This window comes from Pseudomonas sp. GM25, from assembly GCF_000282255.1.
Classification (GTDB): domain Bacteria; phylum Pseudomonadota; class Gammaproteobacteria; order Pseudomonadales; family Pseudomonadaceae; genus Aquipseudomonas; species Aquipseudomonas aphyarum.
Genome location: NZ_AKJQ01000028.1, coordinates 1 through 535 on the forward strand (window position 1 = coordinate 1; position 535 = coordinate 535).

General features: G+C 61.7%; 1 protein-coding gene. It reads right to left on the bottom strand.

What is annotated here, in order from left to right; all coding sequences use genetic code 11:
- Window positions 1-535, bottom strand: a 535-nt coding sequence (tssI, locus tag PMI24_RS06865; protein ID WP_007952196.1) for a type VI secretion system tip protein TssI/VgrG, incomplete at both ends; no start/stop codon positions are given.

Sequence of the window (535 nt, forward strand, 5' to 3'; positions counted from 1 at the left end):
TTCGGTTTGACGAAGTCGTAATCGCGCCGCGTGGTGCGGCTGGTGCGGGTGGCCAGGCGCAGGCCGAAACGCTTGACCACCGGTTGGTCCGCCACCAGCCCGGAGTCCTGCTGATACGCCACCGGCGCCAGTTTCGGGAACACCGTCTGGTCATCACCAAAGGTCAGTTTGTGGCCGCTTGAGGTGTGCTGGAAGTGGTAGTGGATCCCCTCCTCCTCGCACAGGCGCTGGACAAAGTGCAGGTCACTTTCATCGTACTGCGTGCAGTAGATGCGCTCGGGATAGATCGCGCTCAGCTGGAAGTGGTAATCGCTGGCGAGGATCCCGTGCTCTTCCAGCACCTCACTGATGATCTGCTGCACGGTCATCTGCTGGAAAATGCGCTGGTTGAAGCGGTGCGCGAGGTACGAAAGCTGCGGTCGCAGGGAGATTTTGTAGCGGGTCAGGCGCTTGCCCGCCTCGCCCTGGGCGATGCTGTAGATCAGCCCGTGGATCCCGGTGCCGCTCGGCGAGAGCTGAAGAAACGCCAGTTTGT